The organism is Agrobacterium radiobacter (genome assembly GCF_040801995.1).
Lineage (GTDB): Bacteria > Pseudomonadota > Alphaproteobacteria > Rhizobiales > Rhizobiaceae > Agrobacterium > Agrobacterium radiobacter.
This window is the reverse complement of record NZ_JBEGHX010000001.1, coordinates 2,547,353-2,567,595: the sequence shown is the minus strand read 5'-3', so window position 1 is coordinate 2,567,595 and position 20,243 is coordinate 2,547,353. Positions and strand designations below refer to the sequence as shown.

General features: G+C 59.6%; 14 protein-coding genes. 11 read left to right on the top strand and 3 right to left on the bottom strand.

Annotated elements, in window-relative coordinates:
- Positions 1-38 precede the first annotated feature (38 nt).
- The 3 genes from lysM to MRBLRC7O_RS12600 all read right to left on the bottom strand — a co-directional run bounded on the left by lysM (position 39) and on the right by MRBLRC7O_RS12600 (position 2,720).
- Entirely contained in the window at positions 39-488 is a 450-nt protein-coding gene (lysM, locus tag MRBLRC7O_RS12610) for a peptidoglycan-binding protein LysM (protein ID WP_020808743.1), read from the bottom strand.
- Between the two features lie 74 nt (positions 489-562).
- Positions 563-997, bottom strand: coding sequence for an alternative ribosome rescue aminoacyl-tRNA hydrolase ArfB (gene arfB / locus MRBLRC7O_RS12605; protein ID WP_020808742.1), 435 nt, complete (start codon positions 995-997; stop codon positions 563-565).
- A gap of 112 nt (positions 998-1,109) precedes the next feature.
- Positions 1,110-2,720, bottom strand: coding sequence for a phosphoenolpyruvate carboxykinase (locus MRBLRC7O_RS12600; RefSeq protein ID WP_031233380.1), 1,611 nt, complete (start codon positions 2,718-2,720; stop codon positions 1,110-1,112).
- Between the two features lie 339 nt (positions 2,721-3,059).
- Between MRBLRC7O_RS12600 and chvI the strand changes: the two genes are divergently transcribed.
- The 11 genes from chvI (at position 3,060) to addA (ending at position 20,208) form a co-directional block, all read left to right on the top strand.
- Positions 3,060-3,785 (top strand): two-component system response regulator ChvI, encoded by a 726-nt coding sequence (chvI, locus tag MRBLRC7O_RS12595; protein WP_003505377.1) that lies wholly within the window; start codon positions 3,060-3,062, stop codon positions 3,783-3,785.
- A gap of 56 nt (positions 3,786-3,841) precedes the next feature.
- Entirely contained in the window at positions 3,842-5,632 is a 1,791-nt protein-coding gene (gene chvG / locus MRBLRC7O_RS12590) for a two-component system sensor histidine kinase ChvG (RefSeq protein WP_060727331.1), read from the top strand.
- A complete protein-coding gene (locus tag MRBLRC7O_RS12585; protein ID WP_003505375.1) occupies positions 5,622-6,086 on the top strand; it encodes an HPr kinase/phosphorylase in 465 nt (154 codons plus the stop codon). Before chvG ends, MRBLRC7O_RS12585 begins: the two co-directional genes overlap by 11 nt.
- Positions 6,087-6,211: 125 nt before the next feature.
- Complete coding sequence (locus tag MRBLRC7O_RS12580; protein WP_003505374.1) at positions 6,212-6,613, top strand: PTS sugar transporter subunit IIA; 402 nt, start codon at positions 6,212-6,214, stop codon at positions 6,611-6,613.
- Positions 6,614-6,624: 11 nt separating this feature from the next.
- Positions 6,625-6,900 (top strand): HPr family phosphocarrier protein, encoded by a 276-nt coding sequence (locus MRBLRC7O_RS12575; RefSeq protein ID WP_003505372.1) that lies wholly within the window; start codon positions 6,625-6,627, stop codon positions 6,898-6,900.
- 128 nt (positions 6,901-7,028) lie between these two features.
- Entirely contained in the window at positions 7,029-8,429 is a 1,401-nt protein-coding gene (gene ahcY, locus MRBLRC7O_RS12570) for an adenosylhomocysteinase (protein WP_003505370.1), read from the top strand.
- Between the two features lie 208 nt (positions 8,430-8,637).
- Positions 8,638-11,220 carry a sensor histidine kinase gene (locus tag MRBLRC7O_RS12565; protein ID WP_080866505.1) on the top strand — a complete coding sequence of 861 codons (2,583 nt, stop codon included), beginning with the start codon at positions 8,638-8,640 and terminating at the stop codon, positions 11,218-11,220.
- Positions 11,217-12,725 carry a tRNA (adenosine(37)-N6)-threonylcarbamoyltransferase complex ATPase subunit type 1 TsaE gene (tsaE, locus tag MRBLRC7O_RS12560; protein WP_080866504.1) on the top strand — a complete coding sequence of 503 codons (1,509 nt, stop codon included), beginning with the start codon at positions 11,217-11,219 and terminating at the stop codon, positions 12,723-12,725. The genes MRBLRC7O_RS12565 and tsaE overlap by 4 nt, the downstream gene beginning before the upstream one ends.
- Positions 12,726-12,741: 16 nt before the next feature.
- Entirely contained in the window at positions 12,742-13,479 is a 738-nt protein-coding gene (locus MRBLRC7O_RS12555) for a nucleotidyltransferase family protein (RefSeq protein ID WP_035212847.1), read from the top strand.
- Entirely contained in the window at positions 13,476-16,661 is a 3,186-nt protein-coding gene (gene addB, locus MRBLRC7O_RS12550; RefSeq protein WP_003505364.1) for a double-strand break repair protein AddB, read from the top strand. Before MRBLRC7O_RS12555 ends, addB begins: the two co-directional genes overlap by 4 nt.
- Positions 16,651-20,208 (top strand): double-strand break repair helicase AddA, encoded by a 3,558-nt coding sequence (gene addA, locus MRBLRC7O_RS12545; protein WP_080866503.1) that lies wholly within the window; start codon positions 16,651-16,653, stop codon positions 20,206-20,208. Before addB ends, addA begins: the two co-directional genes overlap by 11 nt.
- Positions 20,209-20,243 lie beyond the last annotated feature (35 nt).

Below are 20,243 nucleotides of genomic sequence, written 5' to 3'. Positions count from 1 at the left end.
CAAGGCGGCATCTCCATTGCAGCGGTTAAGAGCCACTACTACGCAAGGTCAGGAATACGCAGGACCTGGCCGGGATAAATCTTGTCGGGATGGGTCAGCATCGGCTTGTTCGCTTCGAAGATGATGTTGTTCTTCGCGCCATTAGCCTTGCCATATTGCGCTTCAGCGATCTTCCAGAGATTGTCGCCCTTCTTGACCGTATAGAGCACCGGCTCCTTCGCGGGCGCTTCGGCCACTTTCAACTCACCCGCCTCGACCTTGGAAATGCCGAGCGTATTGCCGACCGCGATGACCGCCTTTTCGAAAACCGACTGATCGGCCACTTCGCCCTTCAGAACGACCTTGTCGTCCACCACCTCGACCTGCACCTTGTCCGTGCCGAGATCGTGGGAAGCGAGTTCCTTCTTGACCGCTTCGACATCGGGCGCATCATCGCCGCCGATACCGAGCTTCTTTCCCGCTTCCTTGATGAAATTGAACAGACCCATAGCACCCTCCTTGGTGTAGGAAGGCTTACCAGACGATATTTGAAGCTCTATGACAAGCGCGAAACATTTGGCCCCTATTCGCCCGAGGGCTTGCCGCGCATTTTCTTGATATCGGAGCGGCCAGACTTCGCCTTCAGGCGGCGCTCGACCGAGCCCTTGGTCGGCTTGGTGGCCTTGCGCACCGGCGGCGGCGGGGCGGCGGCTTCGAGGATCAGCTCCTTCAGCCGTTCGCGCGCATCTTCGCGATTGCGCTCCTGGCTGCGAAACCGGCTCGCCTCGATCATCAGCACGCCTTCTTTCGACACACGCCTGCCACCGAGGCGCAGGGCATTCACCTTCACCCGCTCCGACAGGGAGGGCGAATTTGCAATGTCGAAAAACAGCTGAACCGCCGTCGAGACCTTGTTGACGTTCTGGCCGCCCGGCCCGCCGGCCAGCACGAATTGCTCCGTCAGCTCCCAGCCGGCGATGGTGATACGGTTGCTGATGTAAAGCGGGTCGCTGGCCATGATCTTTCTCCGCGCCGGTGATGCCACAGATCGCAAAAAATGAAAACAGCGGAGAAAATGAAAGAACCCGGCACAAGGCCGGGTCCCCTCCTCCTCACGAATGAGGCTCTATTTATTCAGCTGCAAGCAGCAGGCCCGGTGCAGCATCGCGAACCTTGCTATCGACGTGATCTTCGAACTTGGTGAAGTTCGTGACGAACATCGAGACCAGCTTCTTCGCCTGCGCGTCATAGGCTGCGCCATCGGCCCAGGTCGAACGCGGATCGAGGATCGCGCTGTCGACGCCATCAAGCGACAGCGGCACTGCGAAACCGAAATTCGCGTCGGTGCGGAATTCCGCATTCTTCAGGTCGCCGGTCAGCGCTGCCGTCAGAAGCGCGCGGGTCGCCTTGATGGGCATGCGCTTGCCGATGCCGTAGGCACCGCCGGTCCAGCCGGTATTGACCAGCCAGCAATCCACGCCATGCTTGCCGATCAACTCGCGCAGCAGGTTGCCATATTCCGCCGGGTGGCGTGGCATGAAGGGTGCGCCGAAGCAGGTTGAGAACGTCGCTTCCGGCTCCGTCACGCCCTTTTCCGTGCCTGCAACCTTTGCGGTGTAACCGGAGAGGAAGTGGTACATGGCCTGTTCCGGCGTCAGACGGGCGATCGGCGGCAACACGCCGAAGGCATCCGCCGTCAGCATGATGATCGTCTTCGGATGGCCGGCAATGCCCGTTTCCGATGCATTCGGAATGAAGTGCAGCGGATAGGCGCTGCGGGTGTTTTCCGTCAGCGAGTTGTCGTTGAAGTCGGGAACGCGGTTTTGGTCCAGCACCACGTTTTCGAGAACCGTGCCGAAACGGCGGGTCGCGGCGTAGATTTCCGGTTCGGCTTCGGCCGAAAGCTTGATCGCCTTGGCGTAGCAGCCGCCTTCGAAGTTGAAGATGCCGTGCTCGCCCCAGCCATGCTCGTCATCGCCGATCAGCGTGCGCGACGGATCGGCCGACAGCGTGGTCTTGCCGGTGCCGGACAGGCCGAAGAACACGGCGGAATCACCTTCTGGACCAACATTGGCCGAGCAATGCATCGGCATGACGCCCTTCGCCGGCAGGAGATAATTGAGGACCGTGAAGACCGACTTCTTGTTTTCACCGGCATAGGAGGTGCCGCCGATGAGGACAAGACCATTGGTGAGATCGCAGGCGATGACGGTTTCCGAACGAACGCCGTGACGGTCCGGATCGGCCTTGAAGCTCGGCAGGTTGATGATGGTGAGCTTCTGTTTGAAACCCGCCAGTTTTTCCTGCTTCGGTCGGATAAGAAGGTTGCGAATGAACAGCGAATGCCAGGCAAGCTCGGTGACGACGCGTGTCGGCAGTGCATTTTCTTCATCGGCGCCGCCGATCAGATCCTGCACGTAAAGCGTCTTTCCGGCGGCATGGGCCAGCATGTCCTGACGCAGCAACTCGAAATTTTCCGGCGACAGCGGCTTGTTGTTGTCCCACCAGATGGTGTTCTCGGTGGAGGCATCGCGGACGACGAATTTGTCCTTCGGCGAACGACCCGTATGCTGGCCGGTGACGGCGCAAAGCGCACCATCGATGGTCAGTTCGGCCTCGCCGTTGCGGATCGCTTCTTCGTATAATTCGCTCTCATTGAGGTTATAAAAGACGCGGGAGGCCTCGCCCAGTCCGAGTTCCGCAACTCCATTGGCAGGATTATGAACCCCAAGCTCGTTCATGACGCGTTCCTTGTTAATGACGATAAGGCCGTTGAAATTTCCACGGAAAATACGTGGCGGCTTTTGGAAACGCAAGAGCCAGACTTTAAAAAACTTAGTGATTTCAATATATTAATCGATTTAAAAGATTTTATTTCTTTTTAAATCGGTTGAAGACGCATTAAAATCCAACTGCGGCCTTTCCACAAAATCCCCTCGCTCCAGCCCGGCGATTTGGCAGCGAGTTTTCCTTTGCCACAATTTGTTCCACCTTTATACTCAAGAGAGTGGCTCGCGGCGCACAACCTTGGCTGGGTGGATGTCGGGAGTTACGAGAAAATGACGATGGAGACCAACTATATGCAGACGATCGCGCTTGTCGACGACGACCGGAATATTCTGACTTCGGTATCGATCGCGCTCGAAGCCGAAGGCTACCGGGTCGAAACGTATACGGACGGCGCTTCCGCGCTTGACGGGTTGATCGCCCGTCCGCCGCAGCTCGCCATTTTCGATATAAAGATGCCACGCATGGACGGCATGGAGCTTTTGCGGCGTCTTCGCCAGAAGTCGGATCTGCCGGTTATCTTTCTCACCTCCAAGGATGAAGAGATCGACGAATTGTTCGGCCTGAAGATGGGCGCCGACGACTTCATCACCAAGCCCTTCTCGCAACGCCTTCTGGTGGAACGCGTGAAAGCCATCCTGCGCCGCGCCAGCAGCCGCGAGGCTTCCGCCGCAACCGGCAGCGTGCTGAAGCCGACCGCCGATCAGCAGGCGCGCACGCTCGAGCGCGGGCAGCTCGCCATGGACCAGGAACGCCACACCTGCACCTGGAAGGGTGAGCCGGTGACACTGACGGTCACCGAATTCCTCATCCTGCATTCGCTGGCGCAGCGGCCCGGCGTGGTGAAAAGCCGCGACGCGCTGATGGATGCGGCCTATGACGAACAGGTCTATGTGGATGACCGCACCATCGACAGCCACATCAAGCGTCTTCGCAAAAAGTTCAAACTCGTCGATGGCGACTTCGATATGATTGAAACGCTTTATGGCGTAGGATATCGCTTCCGCGAAGCGGCCTGAACCGGCGCGCAAATCGGAAGAGACCACCCGAAGAGTGGTGGTGAGGACTTGAATACGTGTTGAAGAAAACGCCGGAAACCGTCTCGGACAGCGACGATGCCGAAGAACGCGGCAGCGAACGCCGCCATCGTATCCATCCACTGACGATCATCCGGCGCATTTTCGGCAATGCGGTGTTTTCCAGCCTCACGCGCCGCATTCTTTTCTTCAACGTTGCGGCGACGGTGGTTCTGGTCGGCGGCATTCTTTATCTCAACCAGTTCCGCGAAGGGCTGATCGACGCACGGGTGGAAAGCCTGTTGACGCAGGGCGAAATCATTGCCGGTGCGGTCTCGGCTTCCGCCTCCGTCGATACCAATTCGATCACCATCAATCCGGAAAAGCTGCTCGAATTGCAGGCGGGGCAGAGCATTACCCCCGCCCCCAATGACGAGGACCTGAGTTTCCCGATCAATCCGGAGCGGGTGGCGCCGGTGCTGCGGCGGCTGATTTCGCCGACGCGTACCCGCGCACGGCTGTTCGATGCCGACGCCAACCTGCTGCTCGATTCCCGCCATCTTTATTCGCGCGGTCAGGTTCTGCGCTTCGATCTGCCGCCAGTGACGCCGGAGACGCAGACCTGGGGCGACTGGTTCACCAGCATGTTCAACCGCATGCTGCAGCCCAGCAGCCTGCCGCAATATAAGGAAGCGCCGGGTGGCGACGGCTCGATCTATCCGGAAGTGATGAATGCGCTGACGGGTGTTCGCGGCGCTGTCGTGCGCGTCACCGAAAAGGGCGAACTGATCGTTTCTGTGGCTGTGCCGGTACAGCGCTTCCGGGCCGTGCTCGGCGTTCTGCTTCTGTCGACGCAGGCGGGCGATATCGACAAGATCGTGCATGCGGAGCGCCTTGCGATCATGCGCGTCTTCGGCATCGCCACCCTGGTCAATATCGTGCTGTCACTGCTCCTGTCCTCCACCATCGCCACGCCGCTGCGGCGCCTTTCGGCCGCCGCGATCCGCGTGCGCCGCGGGGCAAGGACGCGTGAGGAAATACCGGATTTCTCGGCGCGCCAGGATGAGATCGGCAATCTTTCGATTGCGCTGCGTGAAATGACGACGGCGCTTTACGACCGTATCGATGCCATCGAAAGTTTCGCCGCCGATGTCAGCCATGAACTCAAAAACCCGCTGACCTCGCTGCGCAGCGCCGTGGAAACCCTGCCGCGCGCCAAGACCGAAGAGTCCAAGCAGCGCCTGACCGAGATCATCTTCCATGATGTCCGCCGTCTCGACCGCCTGATCAGCGATATTTCGGATGCGTCACGGCTCGATGCCGAGTTGGCGCGTGCCGACGCCTCGCCGCTTGATCTCGATGTGCTGATGAAGGGTCTGGTGGACATATCCCGCCAGATAAGCAGCAAAAAGAAAAGCGTGACGATCGACTATTCTGTCGACCGAAAAGCGGGCGCAAAGACCTCGTTCGTGGTGAACGGCCACGATCTCCGCATTGGCCAGATCGTTACCAACCTCATCGAGAATGCACGCTCTTTCGTTGCCGAGGACAGTGGCCGCATCACCGTGCGCCTTTCCCGTCACAAGGATCGCTGCATCGTGCAGGTGGAGGACAACGGCCCCGGCATTCAGGCGGAAGATATCGACCGGATCTTCGAGCGCTTTTACACCGACCGGCCGGCGAGCGAAGGGTTCGGCCAGAATTCGGGCCTTGGCCTTTCCATCAGCCGGCAGATCGCCGAAGCCCATGGCGGTAGCCTCAGGGCGGAAAATGTCGTTGACAAATATGGCGTGATTTCCGGCGCGCGCTTCACCCTGTCGCTGCCGGCAGCTGAAACCCATGAACGCTGAACGCTTCAACCTTCACGCCACTGCCATCGTCGTTCAAAACACCGGTATCCTCTTTGCCGGACCATCGGGCAGCGGCAAAAGCGAGCTTGCCTTCAGCTTCCTGACGGAGGCTGAACGCTGCGGATTGCCGGCCGCACTGATCGCGGACGATCAGATTTTCGTGTATCGCGACGGCGAAACCATCATCGCCGAGCGGCCGGAAACAATCGCCGGCCTGCTGGAATTGCGCGGCAGCGGCATTGTTTCGTTGAAAAGCATTGCGCGCGCGCCACTACATTTTGCCGTCACGACAGTTCTTTCACCTGAAAATCCAAGACTTCCAGAAGATGACGAGGTGTTGTTGCTACCCTGCGGCGGGCATCTTCCGCTCTTACGTATTCCGCTTTCCAGTCTTACGCCCTATGGAAAATTTGCTGCACTTGCTCAGAATCTTTTTAAAACGAATGTGAAGTGACCGTGATTCAGGCGATTTTAGGCTTGCGATTCGCATTTTCCTCATCAAGATGAAATCCCACCGATGGACAGGATTGCCGCGTTGCGATAGTCGGCAATGAGAGTGCGTGTGCAAGGGAGCATTTCATGATCGGACTAGTGCTTGTCACCCATGGCAAGCTGGCTGAGGAGTTTCGCCATGCGTTGGAGCATGTCGTCGGTCCCCAGAAATTGATCGAGACGGTCTGTATCGGTCCCGAAGACGACATGGATCAGCGCCGGCAGGACATCATCGACGCCGTTGCGCGTGCCAATGATGGCAATGGCGTCATCATCCTGACGGACATGTTCGGCGGCACGCCCTCCAATCTCGCGATTTCCGTCATGAACAACGGCAACGTCGAAGTCATCGCCGGGGTTAATCTTCCCATGCTGATCAAGCTTGCCGGCGTTCGCAGCGAAGATAACATGGACAAGGCCCTTCAGGATGCATCCGATGCCGGCCGCAAATATATCAACGTCGCCAGCCGCGTTTTGAGCGGTAAATAAGAAGTCAGCCCATGTCGCCATTTACCCGGGAACTACCGATCATCAATAAACGCGGTCTTCACGCCCGGGCATCCGCCAAATTCGTGCAGATGGTCGAAGGTTTCGACGCGACGATCACGGTTTCCAAAGACGGCATGACCGTTGGCGGCACCTCGATCATGGGTCTTATGATGCTGGCCGCAAGCCCCGGATGCAGCGTCTATGTCGAGGCGAGCGGCAATCAGGCGAAAGAAGCGATCGAAGCGCTCGAGGCGCTGGTCGCCGACCGCTTCGGCGAAGAAGCCTGAGCCGGCACCATATAAAGACATAAAGACTTCTTTATATCATTATTGCCAGATCGTTCGTGGCCTGCTAAACCGCTGCTACGTTTAAGAGCCGGGCCGTCAGGTGCGGCGTTTCTGGTCTGGAGAACCTTATGAGCCTTGAGAAGGACTACATCGTCGCCGATATCAACCTTGCCGCGTTCGGCCGCAAGGAGCTGGACATTGCCGAAACCGAAATGCCGGGCCTGATGTCCTGCCGCGCGGAATTCGGCGAAAGCAAGCCCCTGAAGGGCGCTCGTATCACCGGTTCTCTTCACATGACGATCCAGACCGGCGTTCTCATCGAGACGCTGAAGGAACTGGGCGCGGATGTTCGCTGGGCCTCCTGCAACATTTTCTCGACGCAGGATCATGCGGCGGCGGCAATTGCGGCGGCCGGCATTCCGGTCTTCGCGGTCAAGGGTGAAAGCCTGACAGAATATTGGGAATATACCGACAGGATCTTCCAGTGGGCCGATGGCGGCCTCTCCAACATGATCCTTGACGATGGCGGCGACGCCACCATGTATATCCTGCTCGGCGCACGTGCTGAAGCCGGCGAGGACGTTCTGTCCAATCCCGGTTCGGAAGAAGAGGAAATCCTCTTCGCGCAGATCAACAAGCGCCTCAAGGCTTCCCCCGGCTGGTTCACCAAACAGCGCGACGCGCTGAAGGGTGTCACGGAAGAAACGACGACCGGCGTTCACCGTCTTTACGATCTCAGCAAGAAGGGCCTGCTGCCCTTCCCGGCCATCAACGTCAACGACAGCGTCACCAAGTCGAAGTTCGACAACAAGTATGGCTGCAAGGAATCGCTCGTCGACGGCATTCGCCGCGCAACCGACGTGATGATGGCCGGCAAGGTTGCCGTGGTCTGCGGTTACGGCGATGTGGGCAAGGGTTCTGCCGCTTCGCTGCAGGGCGCCGGCGCCCGCGTGAAGGTCACCGAAATCGACCCGATCTGCGCGCTTCAGGCCGCCATGGACGGTTTCGAGGTCGTTCGCCTGGAAGACGTTGTGTCTTCCGCTGACATCTTCATCACCACCACCGGCAACAAGGACGTTATCCGCATCGAGCACATGCGCGAGATGAAGGACATGGCCATCGTCGGCAATATCGGCCATTTCGACAATGAAATTCAGGTTGCTTCGCTGCGTAACCTCAAGTGGACAAACATCAAGCCACAGGTCGACATGATCGAGTTCCCGAAGGGCAACCGCATCATCCTGCTGTCCGAAGGCCGCCTGCTGAACCTCGGCAACGCCACCGGTCACCCGTCCTTCGTCATGTCGGCGTCCTTCACCAACCAGGTGCTGGGCCAGATCGAGCTCTTCACCAAGCAGGGCGAATACAAGAACGAGGTTTACGTGCTGCCGAAACACCTCGACGAGAAGGTCGCACGCCTTCATCTCGAGAAGCTTGGCGTGCGCCTGACCGAACTTTCCGACCTTCAGGCTGATTATATCGGCATCTCGAAGGAAGGTCCGTTCAAGGCTGAACACTACAGATATTAATATCATAGTTAATATCCACTGAAATTACACAACATCTAGATGCCGCGCACTTGACAAAGTGCGCGGCATCTTTTTTGCGCGCTCCCTTTCCGCAGATTTATGAAGGCGGTATTGTCATCAGACTTGATTCGGACACGCCAAAGGGCGGCGGGGACGAAATGGGATGTCTTGTCGAAGATGCGGCACATAGGACGGAGACAGACCGGGGATGACGGTTCACAATTCGGATCTGCGCGAGCAGACAGTTCAACGCGTTGAAAACACGCATGCTGGCGTGGCATTGAGCGCGGCTCTTGCGCGTTGCCGGCTGGTATTCAGTGCGGTTCGGACAGGCGTTGCGAGGCTTCCTGTCCTGATGTCGGGCACGGTTCTGGCCGGCTCGGCAAGCATGGCGCTGGCGCAGGACGGGCTTGTGGCAAAGACCGGCGCGCGGCTATTTTCATCCGGAGAAACAATCACCTATTCGCTTTTCGTCGGCATGCTTTCGGCAACGCTGTTTTCCGTTGTCTGGCTGGTGCGGCAGCGCGGCAATATCGAGGCGGAGAGCAGCGAATACCGTCAGGCGCTTGCCCAGTCCCACCACAAGATCGCGAAATACGAGGCGCTGATTTCCGACAAGAGCCGCCGCATCGTCATCTGGGACGGCGCGGATAAGCGCCCCGAATTTCTGGGACAGCTGCCGGCAGAAACCGGTGTGCCGCAGGCGGATCACGATTTTCTGGCCTTTGGCCGCTGGCTGAAACCGGCATCCGCAAGCCAGCTTGAAAAATCCATCGAAAAACTCCGCAGCCATGCGCAGAGTTTCGATCTAACCATTGAAACACAGCGCGGCGAAGTCATTGAAGTTCAAGGCCGGGTTTCCGGCGGCAATGCCTTTGCCCGTTTCATCGCGCTCAACAATCTGCGCGCGGAACTCGCTGAATTGCAGGTGGAGCGCGAGCGCCTGATCGCTTCGGTCTCCACATTTCAGGAGCTTCTGGATTCCATCGAACAACCCGTCTGGCGGCGCAATGGCGAAGGCGAACTTACCTGGGTCAACCACGCTTATGCGCATGCTGTGGATGCACGCGACGCCGACCAGGCCGTTCATGAAAAACGCGAGCTGCTGAACACGGTTACCCGGCAGAAGATACGCGCGGCCGCGACACCGGAATCACCCTATCACGACCGTATTTCGACGGTTGTTTCCGGAAACCGCACCTTCTTTGACGTCGTGGATATCAAGACAGCCGGCGGTTCGGCTGGCATCGCTATCGACGCAACGGAAGCCGAAACCATCAGCGAGGAACTCAAGCGGGTTCTGAAAAGTCACGCTGAAACGCTCGATCATCTGGCAACACCCGTCGCCATTTTCGACGGCCGGCAGCGGCTGCAATTCTACAATCAGGCTTTCGCGGCTCTCTGGGGTTTCGACCTCGTTTTCCTCGAATCCAGCCCTGATAATTCCGAGCTTCTGGACAGGCTGCGCACCGCCGGCAAATTGCCGGAGCAGCTGAACTGGAAGAACTGGAAAGAGGCGGCGCTTTCCGTCTACCGTTCGCTGGATACCAAGACCGATCTCTGGCACCTGCCGAACGGCCAGACCCTGCGGGTTATTGCAACCGCCCATCCGCAGGGCGGCGCGACCTGGGTTTTCGAGAACCTGACCGAGCAGGTCGACCTGCAGATGCGCTACAACACGCTGGTGAAGGTGCAGGGCGAAACCATCGACCATCTGGCCGAAGGTGTCGCCGTGTTCGGTGCGGATGGGCGCATTCGCCTCTCCAACCCGGCATTCCGGGCGCTCTGGGGCGTGACCGCGGAACAGGCTGAGACTGGCACCCATATCCGCGCCATCGAAACCGCCTGCACACAATCTTATGACAGGCCGGACGGCTGGCGCGCCTTCAGCCAGTTCATTACCAGCTTCGATGATGAGCGGCCCTCGCGACAGGGAACGCTGGAACTGCTTTCCGGCCTTGTGCTCGACTATGCCATCATTCCGCTGCCCGATTCACAGACCATGCTGACCTTCGTCAACATGACCGACAGCGTGCGGGCCGAGCGGGCGCTCAAGGAAAAGAACGACGCGCTTTTGAAGGCCGACGAGCTGAAGAACGATTTCGTGCAGCATGTTTCCTACGAGCTGCGCTCGCCGCTGACGAATATCATCGGTTTCACCGACCTCCTGAAGACACCCGGCATCGGCCAGTTGACGGACCGGCAGGCGGAATATCTCGACCATATTTCCACCTCCTCCTCGGTTCTCCTGACCATCGTCAACGATATTCTCGATCTCGCGACCGTGGATGCCGGCATCATGCAGCTCAATTATTCGGATAATGATCTGAACGAATTGCTTGAAGACGTTTCGGTGCAGATCGCCGACCGGCTGCAGGAAAGCGGCATTTCGCTCGAGATCGTTGCACCGGCCCATCTCGGCAGTCTCGTGGCCGATCACCAGCGGCTGAAGCAGATTCTCATCAAGCTGCTGACCAACGCGATCAATTTCGCCCCGGAAGGGTCTTCGGTTCAGCTCTCCTGCCAGCGCAGCGAAGGTGACTTCGTGTTCTCGGTGGCGGACAAGGGTCCGGGTATTCCTGAAGACATGCTGAAGAGCGTGTTCGACCGCTTCGCGACGCGCGGCAATGGCGGGCGGCGAACCGGTGCAGGGCTTGGCCTTTCCATCGTGGAAAGCTTCGTCAGCCTGCACCATGGCACTGTCAGCATCGACAGCCGACCCGGCAACGGCACCATCGTCACGTGCCGCATTCCTTCCGGCACACGGCCGCATTCCATCGCCGCAGAATGAGCGAAGACATCTTGCCGATCACCATTCCCCTTGAGGGAGAAAAGGACACCATCAGGCTCGGTGAAGACCTCGCACTGGCCTTGAAACCCGGCGATTGTCTCGCACTCATCGGCGATCTCGGCACCGGCAAATCCACGCTCGCCCGAGCCTTCATCCGCGCAGTGGCGGATGAGCCTGATCTCGAAGTGCCGAGCCCCACCTTCACGATCATCCAGACTTATGACGCCCGCATTCCGGTCGCCCATCTTGATCTTTACCGGCTTTCGGATGTTTCCGAGCTGGACGAACTCGGCATTGATGAGATGCTGGAGGACGGCATCTGCCTGATCGAGTGGCCGGATATCGCCACTGATATTCTGCCGCCGGAACAGACCGTAACCCTTACGTTGACACATTCCGGCGAAGGGCGGCTCGCCGCCATCGAGGCTCCGGCAAAACTGAAAGCACGGCTTGAGCGGGTTTTCGCCATCCGCGCATTTCTCGCGAAAAATGGCAGGGGCGATGCGGCCCGGCGCTTTCTAAGCGGCGATGCTTCCACACGCGCCTATGAGACCGTTTCAACTGGTGGGCCGGATCTTATCCTGATGGACTGGCGGCGCCCCATGCGAGGGGCGATCGTCGCTGAAGGCAAGACCTATGCGGAAATCGCCCATCTTGCCCAGGATGCGCGTTCCTTCGTGGCTATTGGCAATTATCTGAGAAATAGCGGCTTTTGCGCGCCGGAGATTCTGGCGGCGGATACCGATCAGGGCATTCTCCTGCTGGAAAACCTCGGGCGGGAGGGCGTGCTGGCGCCTGACGGGATGCCGATAGAGGACCGCTATCTGCAAAGCGTCGCCTGTCTCGCGGCGCTTCACCAGACCTCGCGGCCCGACCTGCTGCCAGTGGGTGACGGCAGCGCCTATGAGGTTCTCCCCTTCGACCGGCAGGCGATGAAGATCGAGGTTTCGCTGCTGGCGGAATGGTATCTGCCGCATAAACGCGGCAAGCCCCTCACCGATAGCGAAAAGAGCGACTATTACGCTCTATGGGACAGGCTGATCGACCAGCTCGCCGACTGTGAGACGGGACTTGTGCTGCGCGATTTCCATTCACCCAACCTTATATGGCAGCCGCAAAACAGCGGCATACGGCAAGTCGGCCTGATCGATTTTCAGGATGCGATGATCGGCCCGACCGCCTATGATGTCGCTTCCATCGTGCAGGATGCCCGCGTTACCATCTCCCCCGAACTGCAAGCGCGCCTGCTTTCGCACTATCTCGAGAACAGAAGAAACACGTCTTTCGATGAGGCCGCTTTCCTCAAGGCTTTCGCCATCATGTCGGCGCAACGCAACTGCAAGCTTGCCGGTATCTGGGTGAGGCTGTTGGAACGGGATCGAAAACCCGGTTATATGAAACATATGCCGAGGACGTTCCGCTATCTCAGTGCAGCGCTTTCGCATCCGGAACTCGCACCGCTCAGAGACTGGTGCCTGCGCATGGGCATCGAATTTAACGACTGAAAGACGGTTGACCACGATGACGATCAAAAACGCGATGGTGCTGGCCGCCGGGCTTGGCACGCGGATGCGCCCGATCACGGATACGATCCCGAAGCCGCTCGTGAAAATCGCCGGCAAGCCGATGATCGACTACGCGCTCGATTCCCTTGTCGAAGCCGGTGCCGAGACAATCGTCGTCAATGTGCATCACCACGCCGAACAGATGATTGCTCATCTCGAAAACCGCACCGACGCCGAAATCCTGATTTCCGACGAGCAGTCGCAGCTGATGAATTCCGGTGGCGGACTTGCCAAGGGCCTGAAGCTTCTGGAACCCGGCCCGGTCTTCGTCATGAATGCCGATCTTTTCTGGATCGGCGAACAGTTGAATGCGGTTAGCAACCTGCGCAAGCTTGCGCAATTCTTCGATCCCACCCGCATGGATATGGCGCTGCTCTGCGTCGACATGGATCGCACCACCGGACACAATGGGAAGAGGGATTTCAACCTGGCGGATGACGGAAAACTGGCGCGGTATCGCGATGGCGACCCAACCCCGGTAGTTTATGCGGGCGCCATCGCCATGGATTCGCGACTGCTGGACGATGCGCCGGTGGATGCCTTCAACCTCAATATCTATTTCGATCGCGCCATCGGAAAAGACCGGCTTTTCGGGCTTTCTCTGGATGGCCACTGGATTACGGTCGGCACGCCCGACGCAATAGAAGACGCCGAAAGCATTATCCGGCAATTCAGGGAAAAACGCTCTGCATGACCCTTACTCACCACGCAAAGCGCGTCCTGACGATCGCCGCGGGAACACCGTTCCTCAGGACGCTCGCGGAAACGCTGTGTGATGGGACGCTGACATCAGGCTATAAATACGACCCGGCCGATCCGCTATCGCTTGCCAAGGTGACGATCTATGTGCCGACGCGGCGCTCCGCCCGCGTGCTGCGCTCCGAATTCGTCGATCTTCTAGGCGGCCGATCCGCCATTCTGCCGCTGATCCGGCCTCTGGGTGAGACGGATGACGATAGCGGCTTCTTCGAGATCGAAAACCCTGAGATCATGGATCTGGCGCCACCGATTTCCGGCACCGGCCGGCTCATCGAACTGGCGCGTCTCATTCTCGCCTGGCGCAACAGCCTGCCGGACGCCATCCGGGCCATCCATTCCGATTCGCCGCTTGTCGCCCCCGCCAGCCCCGCCGATGCTATATGGCTGGCGCGTGCGCTTGGCGAGGTGATCGATGCGATGGATACCGAAGAAAAGGACTGGGAAGCGCTTCAGCATCTTGATACTGGCGATCACGCTCAATGGTGGCAGCTGACTGCGGACTTCCTGCGGATCGCCAGCGTCTTCTGGCCGGCGCGGCTTGCCGAACTCAACCGTTCCTCCGCCGGCCGGCATCGCAACGCCATCCTGCGGGCGGAAGCTAACCGGCTTGCCAATTTGCCGGATACGGGACCCATCATCGTCGCAGGGTCGACGGGCTCCATTCCTGCGGCAGCCGATCTCATCGCCGCCGTTGCCGCCCTGCCGCAAGGCACCGTTGTGCTTCCTGGCCTCGATCTCGCCATGCCGGAGGAACAATGGCAGGCGATTGCCGAGGACCCCACCGATCCTTCGAGCCGCACCCATTCGCAATACGGGCTTTATATGCTGTTGCAGAAGCTCGGCATCCTGCGCGATGACGTGGATCAGATTGGCGCCATTGACGGCGATCTGGAAAAGCGCGCAGCGGTGTTTTCGGCCGCACTCGCACCGGCCAAATCCACCAGCGACTGGAATCGCTGGCGCGAAGACAGGCAACCCGGCTTTTTCGACGATGCTTTCGCAACCGCCACGCTTATTGAAGCCGCCAATGAGCGCGAGGAGGCAACGGCCATCGCAGTGGCTTTGCGGCTGGCCCTTGAAGCACCGGGTGCTGGCCGTCCATCGCAGGCAGCATTGATTACACCGGACCGCGGACTGGCGCGACGCGTGGCGACGGAGTTACAGCGCTTCGGCATCGAAGCCGACGACTCGGCCGGTACGCCGCTTTCCGCCACCCCGCAAGCCGGGCTGACGCAACTGGCGCTGGAGGCCATCCTCAGGCCCGGAGACCCCGTGCCAATTATTTCCCTCCTGAAACATCCGCTCAGCCGTTTCGGGCTTTCCGATGAAGCTTTCGCGAAAGCCTCGAAAGCGCTGGAGCTGATTGCGCTGCGCGGCGGCCGTGTGGAAACCGAAATCGGCAATCTGGAAGCAGTTCTGGATGCACAGCTTGTGGTGCAGCGCGATGACCGGCACCCGCCCGCCTGGCGGCTGGCCCTGCCGCAGGCAAGCGCGGAGGCCGGGCGCGATCTGGCGCGGCGGATCGCCGTTGCGACCGAGCCGCTCGGCTCCGCCTTTATCCGCAGAGATCGATCCGGCCGCGCCTTCACCGATAAATTGCCACTGTCCGTCTGGGCGGAGCGGACGGGCCGCGTGATCGAAGCCATCTGTGCGGATGAAAACAACGATCTTGCCGCACTCTGGTCCGGTGAAGCGGGAGACAAGCTTTCCGAGCTGTTCGGCGAATTGATGGAAAGCGGCGAGATCCTCGACGCGGACGGACCGCAATGGATCGATATTTTTGCGGCACTGGTGGCCGGTGAATCGATCAAGCCACGATCGATGCGTCACCCGCGCATTTTCATCTTCGGCGCACTCGAGGCACGGCTGCAAAGTGTCGACACCGTCGTCATCGGCGGCCTCAATGAAGGGCTGTGGCCCGGCCAGACAGCGAATAATCCGTTTCTGTCCCGCACCATGAAGACCGCGATCGGGCTGGAGCCGCCGGAACGGCGTATCGGCCAGTTGGCGCATGATTTCGAGATGGCAAATGGCACCCGGCAGATTTTTTACACCCGCGCGCTGAGGCAGGGCTCGACACCCGCCGTCGCCTCACGCTGGCTGCAGCGTCTTCTGGCGCTGGGCGGCGAGAAATTTGCCGAAAGCCTGAAGAAGCGCGGCGAGACCTATCGCCATTGGGCAGGATTGATGGATGAAAGTATCGATCAGGAAGCGGCAAAGCGCCCTGCCCCGAAGCCGCCGGCCGAGTTGCAGCCAACGCGCTATTCCTTCAGCGAAGTGGGCCGCCTGCGCCGCGACCCCTATTCGATCTATGCGCGACGCATCCTGAAACTGGACCCGCTTGCCCCCTTCAACCGCGATCCGAACGCCGCCGATCGCGGCACGCTCTATCACGCGATCATCGAGCGTTATTCCCGCGAGGCGCATATTCCCGGCACGCCAGCCTCGCTCGCGGCCATGCAACGCATTCTCGATGAGTGTTTCGACGCGGAAAACCTGCCTCCCCATGTGGATGTCATCTGGCGGCCGCGTTTTGCGGCGGTGGCCCGCGCCTTCATCGACTGGGAGAAGGAAAGGCATCCGTCCATCCGCCACAGCTTTTTCGAGGCACGCGCCGGGCAGGAAATCGCCGAGGCGGGCATAAGGCTGACCGGGATCGCCGACCGCATCGACATCAAGACGAACGGCCACGCGGATATTATCGATTACAAGACGGGGCTTGCGCCTTCCGTCAATCAGGCGCGCGCGCTGCTTGATCCACAGCTTGCGCTGGAAGCCGCAGCGCTGATGCGCGGCGCCTTCCGCGAAGCCGGTTCGCCCACGCCTGACAATCTCATCTATGTTCGCCTGCGGCCGGGCGAGCGCTTCTTTGCCGATCAGGTCAATAACGAACATTCCAGCCGAAGCAGCAAAAGACCGCCGAAATCGGCGATTGAGCTCGCCACGGAATCGATCGAACAGCTCACCAAATTCGTTCATTCTCTGCGCGAAGGCGAGAATGGTTTTGCCTCACGGCTGGTGCCTGAGGAGCAGCAATCCTATGGCGGGGAATATGACCACCTCGCCCGCGTTTCGGAATGGTCGACGGCAGAACCGGGAGACGGCGATGACGATTGATCCCTTCGACGCCGGCCCCGCCGCCGACACGCCTGAAAGCTGGATCGACTGGACCAGCGCCCGGCAGCGGCTTGCCTCCGATCCCGCCAGTTCCGCATGGGTGTCGGCCAATGCCGGCTCAGGCAAGACCCATGTCCTGACCCAGCGCGTCATTCGCCTGCTTCTGGCCGGCTGCCGGCCCTCGGCGATTTTGTGCCTCACTTATACCAAGGCCGCGGCGTCGGAAATGTCGAGCCGTGTTTTCGACCGTCTGGCGGAATGGGCTACTTTGCCGGATTCCGATCTTAAGGACCGTATCGCCACCATCGAAGGCAAGGCGCCGGATCGCATCAAGCTTGCCGAAGCGCGCAGGCTGTTTGCCAAGGCGCTGGAAACACCGGGCGGGCTGAAAATCCAGACCATCCACGCCTTCTGCGAGGCGTTGCTGCACCAGTTTCCGCTGGAAGCCAATGTCGCCGGCCATTTCTCCGTTCTCGATGACCGCGCCGCGACCACGCTGCTGGCCGAGGCGCGTCGTACGCTTCTGACGGCGGTTTCGACAGAAAGCGATGCGGAACTGGCGCAGTCACTTGCCTATGTGCTTGATCTCGCCGACGAAAGCGGGCTGGAATCACTGCTCTCCGCCATCATCGCCAACCGCAGCGCCCTTCGCGCCTTTCTTCTGGACGCCAAACAGTCAGGCGGCATCGATGCCCGGTTGCGGCAGGCGATGCAGATCGGCCATGGGGAAACCGAAGAAACCGCGGCAGCCGCCTTCTGGCCTCTGCCCGGCCTCTCCGGCCTCGCGCTCGATACCTATCTGGCCCTTGCCGACGAGGTGGGCGGAACACGCGTCATCGATGTCGCTTATGCGCTCAGGGAAGTAAAACGCCAACCGGACCCCGTCCAGCGGATGGAATTCATCGAAGCGGCGCTGCTGACAGCCAAGGGGGAAAAGAAATCGGATGCCTATGTCATCAACAAGGGCATGCAGAAATCCGCCCCCGAGCTTCTCGATGCGCTGACGCTGGCGCGTGACCATGTTGTTTCCTGCCGCAATCGTTATCGTCTGGTGCGGATGCTGGCGGCGACAAAATGCGCCCTTGTTCTGGCCGAAAGGCTGATCGGCGATTTCGAAGACCTGAAGAAGCAGCGAAGCCAGCTCGATTTCGAAGATCTGATCGAGCGCGCCGCCAACCTCCTCAACCGCGATACGGCGGGCGCCTGGGTGCATTACAAACTGGATCAGGGCATCGACCATATTCTGGTCGACGAGGCGCAAGATACGAGCCCGGTGCAATGGTCGATCATCCAGTCGCTGGCGGCGGATTTCTTCACGGGTGAGAGCGCTCGCTTGGGACGGCGCACGCTGTTTGCCGTGGGCGATGAAAAACAGTCGATCTATTCATTCCAGGGTGCGCGGCCGGAACGGTTTTCGCAGGAGCGCGAAGAGACCAAAAGGCGCGTCGATTCCGTCGAGCAGGCCTTTCACCGCATCCGCCTGCCGCTATCCTTCCGGTCCACGCAGGATGTGCTGGCCGCTGTCGACCAGGTGTTTTCAGACCCGAATAACGCCAGCGGTCTCAGCGCCGATAACGAACCGGTGGAACACCGATCCAACCGGGCCGGTCATCCGGGCACTGTGGAAGTGTGGGACATGGTGGCGCCGGAAACCACTGAAGACGAAGAGGATTGGACTGCCCCCTTCGATGCGCTGCGGGAAAGTGCGCCGGCCACCATCGTTGCCCGCCGTATCGCCGCGCGCATCGCCGATATGATCGGAAACGAAACCATTATCGAAAAAGGTGTCGAGCGTACCGTCGAGCCCGGCGATATTCTGGTGCTTGTCAGAAAACGCCATGCCTTCGTTAATGCGCTGACCCGGGAGTTGAAAGGGCGCAAGAACATTCCCGTTGCCGGCGCCGACCGTCTTCGCCTGACCGACCACATTGCCGTGCAGGACCTTCTGGCGCTCGGCCATTTCGTTGTCCTGCCCGAAGATGACCTTTCACTCGCCGCACTTTTGAAAAGCCCGCTCTTCAACCTGACGGAAGATGACGTTTTCGACATTGCCGCCACGCGATCGGAAACGGAAAGCGTCTGGAAACGGCTGCAAATCCTTTCGCAGGAAGAGAATAGTCACCTTTCCACCGTTGCCGCCAAGCTGGAAGGCTTCATCGTGCTTTCGAAAACGGCCACGGTGCATGATTTCTTTGCAGCGGTCCTGACCCTGCATGACGGGCGCAAAAAATTCCTCGGCCGGCTTGGCAACGAGGCGAGCGACGTTCTGGATGAGTTCCTGTCCTTTGCGCTGGATCACGAAAGAACCGGCCTGCCCGGCCTGCAGGCCTTTTTGTCCGTTCTGGAAACCGATTCTCCTGAAGTGAAGCGCGAGCAGGACAAGGATCGCGGCGAAGTGCGCATCATGACCGTGCACGCCTCCAAGGGCCTGGAAGCGCCGGTTGTTTTTGTCGTTGATGGCGGTTCGAAAGCCTTCAACCACAGCCATGTGCCGAAACTGCGCTTCGTCGAAGCGGGTGAGGACGCCTTCCCGGTGTGGCTGCCCGGCAGCGGTTTTTCCAACCATCTCATCCGCTCGGATGAAGAACGACTGAAGACGGCCGCCGAAGACGAATATCGACGGCTGCTTTATGTGGCGATGACGCGCGCTGCTGATCATCTCGTCGTCTGCGGTTATCGCGGCCAGAAGGAAAATCCCGAATGCTGGCATGCCATCGTCAAGGCGGCGCTTGCCAACAATGAAGACCATTGCAAGCCGCAGCTTTTCATGGCGGATGGCGAGGAATGGCAGGGGCTTGTCTGGCGTAAATCCGAGGCTCGCACGACATCTGTCCCGCAAAAGCTACCAGAAACGCAGCAGCAGGAAGAATACGCCCTTCCGGCGGGACTTCTCGCTCCCTTGCCGGCACTGCCCTCCCTGCCGAGACCGCTCAGCCCGTCCGGTGCCGGCACCATCATTGATGACGGCGCGGACGATCTCACCGTGCGTTCGCCGCTTTTCGGCGAGAAAACCGATGTCTCGTCGCTGGCGCTGCAGCGCGGTAGGCTAGTGCATCGCATGCTGCAAGCCCTGCCGGATTTTACCGAGGAGGAGCGGGAAGCGGCTGCGCGCCGTTATGCGGAGCGTGCGGCTCGTTTTTGGCCTGCTGCCGAGCGCGAACATTTGATACGAGCGGTTCTGCGCGTCATGTCCGAACCGGCGGTACAACCGGCCTTCTCCGCCAACAGCCGCGCGGAAGTGTCGATCATGGGCACGATGACGATCGGCAGGCAGCAATATGCCGTCTCCGGCCGCGTCGACCGGCTGGCCGTGGATGGTGATCGCGTCATTCTGGTCGATTACAAGACCAACCGCGTGCCGCCGCGCGAAGCGCGTGAAATACCTTTCTCCCACACGGCGCAGCTTGCCATCTATCGCGAAATTCTAGCATCGCTCTATCCCGGCAAGAAATTTGTCTGTGCGCTGATCTATACGGAAAATGCCACTTTTGTGGCAGTCGAAGACGATGCGATGAGAGAGGCCCTTGCCGCAATAAAGACAAAGTGAGATACCGGGGCATTGAAATTCCGACGCGCCCGCAT